The following is an 8,907-nucleotide window of genomic DNA, read 5'->3' as shown; positions in this document are numbered from 1 at the left end:
AATGAATTTGTGCAATAATTCATTCCGATTTCAAAAATTGTTGCATAAAAAACCAAAAAATGTTATGATTCGGTGCACCGTTTCAGTTATTAGTTAAAAATCCAAAATAGAGAGTAGGGATTTATATTTTATCTTTACTGTTGACACTCTCAGGTCTGAAGACGCGCTCGATTCTTGGTTCAACGAAACCACTTAATCAAAGTACCTTGCAGTGCTTTAACCAGAGGTGGGATTCTCCCCAAGCTAAAGAGCGGGTATGCCCTACCCTATTCGCATTAATGCGAGTTCTTTTTTGCTTAAAAACTGTTCGTCTAGCTCCCGTGAATCTTTTACCCACTGCTGGGGGAAAACTAGAACTGTGCAGTAGAACCCTATAGATTCAATTGTCAAGGTTCAGCGTTTTGCCGTTAGGCGACTAGGTTTTTATACAGGTTGTTTACCTTTTCCTGTTACTGGATATATTAACATAGATTGAAGAAATATTCACGGGGGTTAAAACCCCCTGAGTCGCTTTTCATCTGGTGGTCTGAAGACACTGAGTTTTCAAGCTCCCAGACTTATGTTATAACTGTTTACTGATAACTGATAGCTGATTATGTTGTGCCCAAATCACCGGATTAAATGATGCCCCGGATATTAGTCATAGATGATGACCCCGCAATTTCGGAACTGGTAGCCATTAACTTAGAAATGGCTGGTTATGAAGTGAGCCAAGCAGAAGATGGGATTAAAGGGCAAGCCCTGGCGATGCAATTGTTGCCAGATTTAATTATTTTGGATTTAATGTTGCCGAAGGTGGACGGGTTCACCATTTGCCAACGTTTACGCCGGGATGAACGCACGACAGACATTCCGGTGTTGATGTTAACTGCATTGGGACAAACCCAAAACAAAGTTGAAGGGTTTAATTCGGGGGCCGATGATTATTTAACCAAACCTTTTGAGTTAGAAGAAATGTTGGCAAGGGTGAGGGCTCTGTTGCGAAGAACTGATCGCATTCCCCATGCGGCTAAACATAGCGAAATTCTCAGTTATGGCACTTTAACCTTAGTCCCTGAAAGGTTTGAAGCGATTTGGTTTGAGACCACCGTTAAATTGACCCATTTGGAATTTGAACTTTTACATTGCTTGCTGCAACGTCATGGTCAAACCGTTGCACCTAGTGAGATTTTAAAAGAAGTTTGGGGTTATGACCCCAATGATGATATCGAGACGATCCGAGTTCATATTCGCCATTTACGCACAAAAATGGAACCCGATCCCCGTCATCCTCGCTATATTAAAACCATCTACGGTGCAGGATATTGTTTGGAACTTCCCACGGGCAAGGGGAAACCCGATGATCTCGCCCCCCCTACGGAGTCCTCTATAGACGGAAATGGAGCCAAGGGGAAGAAGAAATAGGGAGCAGGGGGAGGGGAGGCAGGGGGGAGAAATCATTAACTCTGGTCTTTTGTCCCCGGTCTTCTGTCTCCTGTCCCTATATAAAGAAGTTAGTCGCCTGTAACTTGTTCTTTGTAGGATTTGAATTCTTGAACTAATTCCTGACGGGTTGAGGCTTTGAGCAGGTAACGATAGACAAACCAAGCGGTATATCCCATACCAATTAACTCAAAGGTTGGAGCTAAAAGAGGAACATCATTCAGAGCATCGATCACCGCAAATAAAACCTTCAGAGTCACAAGGGCGGATAAAATCAGAACAATGGTAATAATTGGTTTTTGGTAGGAGCCAAAAAAACTGGAGATGTAACCCGGAAGTTCGGATAAGACAACTACAACTTTTTCTTTAATTTCATCAAACTGGGCATTGGTTGAAGGGGAGGTAATAGCACCACCTGTTTCTACAGTGACATCTATTTTGGCTCCGGTAGGGGTGGATGTGTCCGTGATCTTCGTGGGTTCTTGCATTTTTCGTCTCCTTGTTTAAAAAAAATATGCAGTACCAATAGATTTTAAGCCAGAGAGAACAGGTTTTTGCCAGAATTAGACTATTTGACCCAAAAAAGGGTCTGAAGCCCCGTCCTAGAAGGACGGCTTTTTATTTGTAATCAAGAAATACCGGGTTAACGGTTTTGGACTTGGGGAGTTTCAGGTTGAGAACAGCCGATCAGAGAGGCTACAATTAAACCCATTAGACCACTGTATTGAATTTGTTGTTTTTTCATCGAAATCTGGTAAATACAATCTTTCCTCCTTATTTATAGGAAACAAGTTTTTCTCGAAATTTACAATACCCCCTAGGGGATTAAATCTAATATAAATCTTAATAATTACTTCTTAAGATAGATGATAATTTTAACTAATTATTATAAAAATGATCAACTGTTGTCATAATGGGTAAAGTGTTTTTAGGTTAAAGACAAAGCATGAGAGATCTTGATCAAGCAAAAGCCATTCAACTCCTCAACACGATTATGGAATTCGAGTTAGCAGGGGTGGTGCGTTATACCCATTATGCTCTGATGATAACCGGGCCGAATCGTTTGCCCATTGTACAGTTTTTCAAGGCTCAAGCCACAGAATCTTTGCTTCATGCTCAACAAGCTGGAGAAATTCTTACGGGTTTAGAAGGACACCCTAGCCAGAAAATTGCCCCCATTGAGGAAAGTTATCAACATTCGGTCAAGGATCTTTTACAGGAAAGTTTAGCTCATGAGCGCAAGGCTTTAGAATTGTATAAGGATTTGCTAGAAGTGGTTGAAAATGCGAGTATTTATTTAGAGGAATACGCTCGGACTATGATTGGTCAGGAGGAATTACATAATATTGAAATCAAGAAAATGTTGCGCGATTTTAGTTGATTTAAGATGTTTTTAGGGCTGGTTAATCCTGGCCGCTTTTCAAAATCATTCATTTTTTTTACGAATACAATTATCATGAATATAACCGAAGCATTACCTACATTTTTTATTACCTTACGAGAAGGGTTTGAAGCGGCTTTAGTGGTGGGAATTGTTCTAGCTTGTTTGAAAAAAGCCGAACAAAGTTATCTCAATTCCTGGGTATTTTCTGGAGTGGGAGTAGGAATTATTGCTAGTGCATTTTTTGGTCTATTATTTGGGTGGTTAATTCAAGGAATTGCTACGTCTGAACATCCCTACGCTCCAGTTTTTGGCGAATTTTTAGAAGCAGGAATTGGGTTGTTTGCGATCGCCATGTTAAGTTGGATGTTAATTTGGATGACTCAACAATCTAAATCCTTAAAATCGGAAGTAGAAGGAGCAGTTAAAGCCGCCATTAATAAAAATAAAACCGCAGCAGGTTGGGGAATTTTTGGGTTGATTTTTATTGCAGTTTTACGCGAAGGACTGGAAACCGTTATTTTTATCTTAGCTACCTTTGAACAGGGAATTATGCCTGCAATTGGGGCGGTTTTAGGTTTATTTGTCGCCGCAGGATTAGGAATATTACTCTTTAAGTGGGGGGTAAAAATTAATATTCGTTTGTTTTTTCAAATCATGGGAATTTTTCTGTTATTAATTGTAGCAGGATTAGTAATTTCAGTTCTCAAACATTTGGATGCAGGAGTAGGAATATTAGCCCAAATTAATCCTGAATATGCGGGATTATGTTTAACTCAACCTGCTTCTTGTTTATTAGGGAATTTGGTATTAAATACCCAGGGATTTTTACCCGACAAACAATTTCCAGGGATCGTTTTAAAAGCCTTATTTGGCTATCGAGATCAATTGTATTTTGTCCAAATTGTAAGTTATTTTCTGTTTTTAATTACAGTGGGATGGTTTTATTTACAAGAAGTTAATGGAAAAGCGATCGCACCCCCAAAAACAGAAAAAACGGTTTCTTAATGTTATTTTAAATTAAGCGATCGCCAATCCTGTTAAACTAGGTATAGATTGTCCGATCACCTGGCAATATTGGGTATACTAATAGTAGTCCTGAATTTATCAACCATGAGTAAGTTATGCTAAAGTTCGTGATGGCAGCTTTAGTGGCTTTAGAAATCGTCTTGCTGAGTTCCTGGGTGATTCCCCCCGCTAATGCCACATCCCCCAATTCAGAAGTGTATATTTGGGATTATGCTTCAGTTGGGAATAGTCAAATGGTCTGTAAAAAAGTCGTTTTCCATGTCGAAAATCGTCCTTTACCTCCCGGTGTAGAGGTTCAACCTGCAAGGATTGATTCTAGGATTGTTAATGATGTTGATTGTAGTCATTTAACCAAACCTATTTTAAAATAAAATAGTAAAGGAAAGTAAGTTGAAACCATCCTAAAATTAGGAATATTCAATTTTCTTTCTTTTTTTGTTAAATTATATCTTCAATAAACCCTTTCCTACAATTTCTCAAATTTCTCTAATAAATTCGGCTGGAGTTTGAATCATTAATCCACTCTGGAATGAAACTTCGGCTGTAAAATCTTTGGTATTTAAGCTCAATAGACGATCAACATTTGCCAGAACAGCCGATGCTAAAATGGGAGTATCCTTAGCTTCAATAATCGTTATCCAGCGTGCTGATTCTTCCGGTGAGGGATCAGGTTGAATTTCTGGGTTAATAGCAGTCAAAAGTTGTGTAAAAATTGGCAAAGCCGCAGGTAACTTTTTATGAAAATTGCGATCGCATTCCTCTAAAACTTGCTCTGATACTACTAGCTTAAACAGACCAATCTCTGCCATTGTTAGTACAGCGCGACTAGCTCCCGTTCTCGATCCAGACCCGGCAATCAATACACTGGTATCTGCAAATATTCTACGCATCAAGAACGTTGCTCCCGATTAATCATTTCTCGCTCTGCTTCCAAACCTGCTAATAAATCAGTCAAACTGACATTTTCATTTTCCATCAGAGTTGCGATCTGATCAATCAGTTGAGGAACTTGAGGTTGTTGAGGAGTCAGTACAATTAAATCACCGATTTGTAGTAATATCAGGTGATCTCCCTCGTTAATATTGAGGGAATCTTGTATAACCTGGGGAATGGTAATTTCTCCTTTCTGTCCTAAAACAATAGGGATCTGTTTAATCTCTAGCTCCGGTGCTTTCATATTATGTATGATAGTTTAGGTTTACTCAACTATTGTAGATCTAAAATTAAATATAGCTTAAAATCAGGGAAAAAGATTGTATAAGGAGTTTACCAAATGTCATTACCAGCAGTCACCAATGTTATTAAAATGATGGAGTCTTTACCCATTGAATTACAAGATCGGATTGTAGAGCATTTGCAAGAGTATATTGATAATATACAAGAGCAAGTTCAATGGAATAAATCTTTGGAAAAAAGCCAATCTCAACTGCTTATTGATCTTCAAAACTCTCAACTTGAAGATCTTCTAGATTTCTATATTTTACGAGGTATAGATGCTGATTTTTCAAAAGGGCATAGATCATTGATAACATATGCACTTCCAACTTATACATTTTGTTATCATAAACTAAATCCCAAAGGTCACGAACCTTTTGAATATCTTGATTTTGCAAAATCAGATCTTGAACTAAATAATAGCAGAGGCGCAAGTAACTCTTTAGGTAATACTAAACTTGCTATTCATTTGACAATTGAAAAAATTTTAGAAATCTTTGGGTTAAATGAGGCTTATGGCTCCAAAAATTTTCCAAAAAAACTCGAAATCATTAAAGAGTTAGAAATATTCCCGACAAACATTATATCTCTTTTAAATAAGAAAAGAAATGATGTAGAACATAAGTATATAGCAGTTAATCGTGATGAAGTTGAAAATTATATAGAAGTAGCAGAATTTTTGCTACTTGCATCCTCTCCATTCCTCCACAATGCAGTTATCGGGGCGAAATTGGGTCTTGAGAATGATAACTTGTGTTATGAATGGAAACTTGAGCCAGAAAGTTCTGAGCTATTACAATATGTAGTTAAACATAATAAATATATTGATACCGATATCGGATCAATATATTATAATTTTTTGCAAGATCAGCCAAAAAAATTAGTTAAAAAAATTAAAATATCAATAGCTAATAAGTCTGAGTGGTTGCCAGCCATAAGTCTTTTCACATATTTAACTAAAAGATCTACTATCAAAAGTTTTTCTAATAATAACGTATATGGTTACACGATTTCAGAGCGTAACCGAGGATTATTTGTTTTTGATAATTGTTTCCAAGAGAATGGAGAAGAAGATAATCAAGTACCTTCCGAGTAGATACTTCTAATATTAAGAGTTTTTACCTTAAGAATCAAGCCTTTAACTTATTAATATAAAGATGAGGTTGTGCTTTCGCCCCTTCCCTGATATTCTTGGTAATCTAACAGGTCAATACTAATTTTGTTAAAATTAATAGCATTGAAAGAGGTAATCATCATGAGTATCCGTGACCTTGTTCTCGCTAAATTAGAAGAACTTCCCGAAACTCTGTTACAGGAAGTTAACCAAGCTATTGATAAGATCATTGACCAAAATCTTGATAAAACGGTTCAGAGTAATGTTGATGAAAAGCTGCTAAAAGCCTGGTTAAAATGGTTTGAAGGAGTTGATCAGTTACAAGTAAAAACTGCAACACCCACTAACGAATATCAGCAAATTCTACTCAATAAATATCGCCAGCAAGGTCTAAACCTATGATTCTTTGTGATGCAGGTGTTTTACTTTGTTTAGTTGATTCCAGTCAACCGAAACATCTAGCCTATAGGGGTGCAATTCAAAAATTAACAAAACCTCTGATCACAACCTGGCCATGTTTAACAGAAGCCATGTATCTTGCTTTGCATCGTGGAGGTTGGGTTATGCAAAAACATTTAGGTCAACTTCTCTTAAATAAATTACTGACTATTTATGAAATTGAAGAAAATGACTATATTCGTTTATTTGGGTTAATGGAGAAATATTTTGATCGACCAATGGATTTAGCGGATGCAACCTTAGTTTTAGTAGCTGAAAAAACAGGGTATCATCAAATTTTAACCCTTGATTCTGACTTCTTATTTTATCGAATTGACAATCAGGATACTTTTGATATTATTCAAGTTCCATAATTAAACGTTCATGGTCAAAAAATAGTAGGGAATATGACACCGCCATATTCCCTACAAATTGATGTTAACTAAAGCTGAAATTACGCATCATTTAACGCTGCAATTCCAGGTAATACTTTCCCTTCTAACAGTTCTAAACTGGCGCCGCCCCCAGTAGAAATATGGCTCATTTGTTCGCCTAAATTCAACTGTTCAACAGCAGCAACGGAGTCACCACCACCGATAATAGTAATCGTGCCTGTTTTGGTTAAATCTGCTAAAGTTAAAGCGATCGCTTTTGTCCCGGCGGCAAATTTCTCAAACTCAAAAACCCCCATCGGGCCGTTCCAAATTACTGTTTTACAGTCGCCTAAAGCTTTTTGGAAAACCTCAATAGAATCGGGGCCAATATCTAATCCCATCCAACCATCGGGAATGTCATTAATGCTAACGGTTTTTGCTTCCGCATCGGGAGCAAATTTATCCGCAATAATCACATCGGTAGGTAACAGAAAAGCCACGCCTTTTTCTTTGGCTTTCGCTTCTAATTCGCGGGCTAATTCCAGTTTATCTTCTTCCACCAAAGAGTTACCCACATTCAAACCGCGAGCTTTATAGAAGGTGAAAATCATCCCACCGCCCAACAGCAATTTATCGCATTTATCTAAAAGAGCTTCAATCACACCAATTTTAGAAGACACTTTAGAACCGCCAACAATAGCAGCTAAAGGACGTTTGGGTTCTTCAATAGCACCTTGTAAAAACTTGAGTTCTTTTTCAATTAAATAACCCGCGACAGAAGGCAAATAATGAGTTACTCCTTCAGTAGAAGCATGGGCACGGTGGGCGGTTCCAAAAGCATCATTAACGTATAAATCAGCAACAGAAGCTAATTTTTTCGCAAATTCAGGATCATTATCTTCTTCTTCGGCATAGAAACGGACATTTTCTAATAATGCCACATCGCCATTTTGGAGTTCAGCAACTCCTTGGGTGACTTCATCCCCAATACAATCGTCAAATTTCTTAACGGGTTTACCTAACAATTCCGATAACCGGGCTGCCACAGGGGTTAAACGCAGGGACTCGTCTACGCCTTTAGGACGGCCAAAGTGGCTGGTTAAAATCACTTTAGCGCCTTTGGAAGTTAAATCTTGGATAGTCGGCAGAGCCGCACGAATCCGTGTATCATCGGTAATTGAACCGTTATCTAGGGGAACATTAAAATCAACGCGGACTAATACCCGTTTCCCAGATAAATCTGATGCGGATAAATCTGCTACAGTTTTTTTTGACACAGGATAATCCTCCTAGGATATGTTGTTGTCTAAATCAGATTAAATTTAGGTGGCATGGGTCAGGTTTCGGACAGTTTAATCCTGTCTGTCAACCCCATCCGGTCTACCACCTAATCGTTCACAGTAAACATTCTACCTAAGTCCGCGTCTTGGAGATGCGCGATTATGTTTAAAACCATTTTATTTGCTGTTGACCAAAGCCGTGAAGCCCACGAAGCGGCGGTAATTGTGACCAACCTGGTCAAAACCTTTGGGTCTAGTCTCTATGTTTTGGCGGTTGTGGAACCCAATGCTGAGGTGACCGAACCTCAACCCCATCCTGAACAAATGTCGTCCCCGGAAGCGGTGGCGGACTTACTAAAACAGGCTCAAACCCTGTTTTCTAAGGATGGTATTGAGGCTCAAATCCTAGAAAAAGAGGGAAAACCCGCTTTTACGATTTGTGACGTTGCTGATGAAATTAATGCGAATTTAATTGTCATGGGGAGTCGAGGAATTGGTCTGACCGAAGATGGTGCGGCCGATAGCGTTACTAACCGTGTAATTAATTTGTCTCCCTGTCCTGTCCTGATTGTTCCTTAAGGTAGGGTGTTGACGGTTGACTGTTAAGCTGCTCCCTCTAAGAGAGTCCTAAAGGACTCACTACGGTGAGACACC

13 protein-coding genes are annotated in these 8,907 nt (G+C 38.5%); 8 read left to right on the top strand and 5 right to left on the bottom strand.

Going from position 1 to position 8,907, the window contains the following annotated elements; all coding sequences use genetic code 11:
- Nucleotides 1-624 precede the first annotated feature (624 nt).
- Entirely contained in the window at nucleotides 625-1,404 is a 780-nt protein-coding gene (gene rpaA / locus AC559H_RS08505; RefSeq protein ID WP_026789191.1) for a two component system response regulator RpaA, read from the top strand.
- Between the two features lie 89 nt (nucleotides 1,405-1,493).
- On the opposite strand, the gene AC559H_RS08500 is transcribed toward rpaA, so the two are convergent.
- Both AC559H_RS08500 and AC559H_RS08495 read right to left on the bottom strand, forming a co-directional pair.
- On the bottom strand, nucleotides 1,494-1,910 hold the full coding sequence (locus tag AC559H_RS08500; protein ID WP_026789192.1) for a CAAD domain-containing protein: 417 nt from the start codon (nucleotides 1,908-1,910) through the stop codon (nucleotides 1,494-1,496).
- Between the two features lie 155 nt (nucleotides 1,911-2,065).
- Nucleotides 2,066-2,167: a cytochrome c biogenesis protein ResB gene (locus AC559H_RS08495; protein WP_141293416.1), complete on the bottom strand. Its 102-nt coding sequence runs from the start codon at nucleotides 2,165-2,167 to the stop codon at nucleotides 2,066-2,068.
- Nucleotides 2,168-2,368: 201 nt separating this feature from the next.
- On the opposite strand from AC559H_RS08495, the gene AC559H_RS08490 reads away from it, so the two are divergent.
- The 3 genes from AC559H_RS08490 (at nucleotide 2,369) to AC559H_RS08480 (ending at nucleotide 4,203) form a co-directional block, all read left to right on the top strand.
- On the top strand, nucleotides 2,369-2,803 hold the full coding sequence (locus AC559H_RS08490; protein ID WP_026789193.1) for a ferritin-like domain-containing protein: 435 nt from the start codon (nucleotides 2,369-2,371) through the stop codon (nucleotides 2,801-2,803).
- 75 nt (nucleotides 2,804-2,878) lie between these two features.
- Nucleotides 2,879-3,811: an FTR1 family iron permease gene (locus AC559H_RS08485; protein WP_026794295.1), complete on the top strand. Its 933-nt coding sequence runs from the start codon at nucleotides 2,879-2,881 to the stop codon at nucleotides 3,809-3,811.
- A gap of 116 nt (nucleotides 3,812-3,927) precedes the next feature.
- On the top strand, nucleotides 3,928-4,203 hold the full coding sequence (locus tag AC559H_RS08480) for a hypothetical protein (RefSeq protein ID WP_026794294.1): 276 nt from the start codon (nucleotides 3,928-3,930) through the stop codon (nucleotides 4,201-4,203).
- 105 nt (nucleotides 4,204-4,308) lie between these two features.
- Here AC559H_RS08480 and AC559H_RS08475 read toward each other — a convergent pair whose 3' ends face one another.
- Nucleotides 4,309-4,722 carry a PIN domain-containing protein gene (locus AC559H_RS08475; RefSeq protein WP_026794293.1) on the bottom strand — a complete coding sequence of 138 codons (414 nt, stop codon included), beginning with the start codon at nucleotides 4,720-4,722 and terminating at the stop codon, nucleotides 4,309-4,311.
- Nucleotides 4,722-5,009, bottom strand: a complete 288-nt coding sequence (locus tag AC559H_RS08470) for an AbrB/MazE/SpoVT family DNA-binding domain-containing protein (RefSeq protein ID WP_202806345.1) — start codon at nucleotides 5,007-5,009, stop codon at nucleotides 4,722-4,724. The genes AC559H_RS08475 and AC559H_RS08470 overlap by 1 nt, the downstream gene beginning before the upstream one ends.
- A 96-nt stretch (nucleotides 5,010-5,105) precedes the next feature.
- On the opposite strand from AC559H_RS08470, the gene AC559H_RS08465 reads away from it, so the two are divergent.
- From AC559H_RS08465 to AC559H_RS08455, 3 genes are all read left to right on the top strand, one after another.
- Complete coding sequence (locus AC559H_RS08465; protein WP_071782575.1) at nucleotides 5,106-6,143, top strand: hypothetical protein; 1,038 nt, start codon at nucleotides 5,106-5,108, stop codon at nucleotides 6,141-6,143.
- A 159-nt stretch (nucleotides 6,144-6,302) separates the two neighbouring features.
- Nucleotides 6,303-6,563 carry a hypothetical protein gene (locus tag AC559H_RS08460; RefSeq protein WP_026794291.1) on the top strand — a complete coding sequence of 87 codons (261 nt, stop codon included), beginning with the start codon at nucleotides 6,303-6,305 and terminating at the stop codon, nucleotides 6,561-6,563.
- Nucleotides 6,560-6,973 carry a type II toxin-antitoxin system VapC family toxin gene (locus AC559H_RS08455; RefSeq protein WP_026794290.1) on the top strand — a complete coding sequence of 138 codons (414 nt, stop codon included), beginning with the start codon at nucleotides 6,560-6,562 and terminating at the stop codon, nucleotides 6,971-6,973. The genes AC559H_RS08460 and AC559H_RS08455 overlap by 4 nt, the downstream gene beginning before the upstream one ends.
- Nucleotides 6,974-7,053: 80 nt before the next feature.
- Here the strand turns inward: AC559H_RS08455 and AC559H_RS08450 are convergent, their stop codons facing one another.
- The gene (locus AC559H_RS08450; RefSeq protein WP_026794289.1) at nucleotides 7,054-8,250 is read right to left on the bottom strand and encodes a phosphoglycerate kinase; all 1,197 of its coding nucleotides are present in this window, start codon (nucleotides 8,248-8,250) and stop codon (nucleotides 7,054-7,056) included.
- Between the two features lie 165 nt (nucleotides 8,251-8,415).
- Between AC559H_RS08450 and AC559H_RS08445 the strand changes: the two genes are divergently transcribed.
- Nucleotides 8,416-8,832 carry a universal stress protein gene (locus AC559H_RS08445; protein ID WP_026789200.1) on the top strand — a complete coding sequence of 139 codons (417 nt, stop codon included), beginning with the start codon at nucleotides 8,416-8,418 and terminating at the stop codon, nucleotides 8,830-8,832.
- The last annotated feature ends 75 nt before the right edge of the window (nucleotides 8,833-8,907 follow it).

It is taken from the genome of Planktothrix prolifica NIVA-CYA 540 (assembly GCF_963864145.1).
Classification (GTDB): domain Bacteria; phylum Cyanobacteriota; class Cyanobacteriia; order Cyanobacteriales; family Microcoleaceae; genus Planktothrix; species Planktothrix agardhii.
This window is presented reverse-complemented; position numbering and strand designations above follow the sequence as displayed.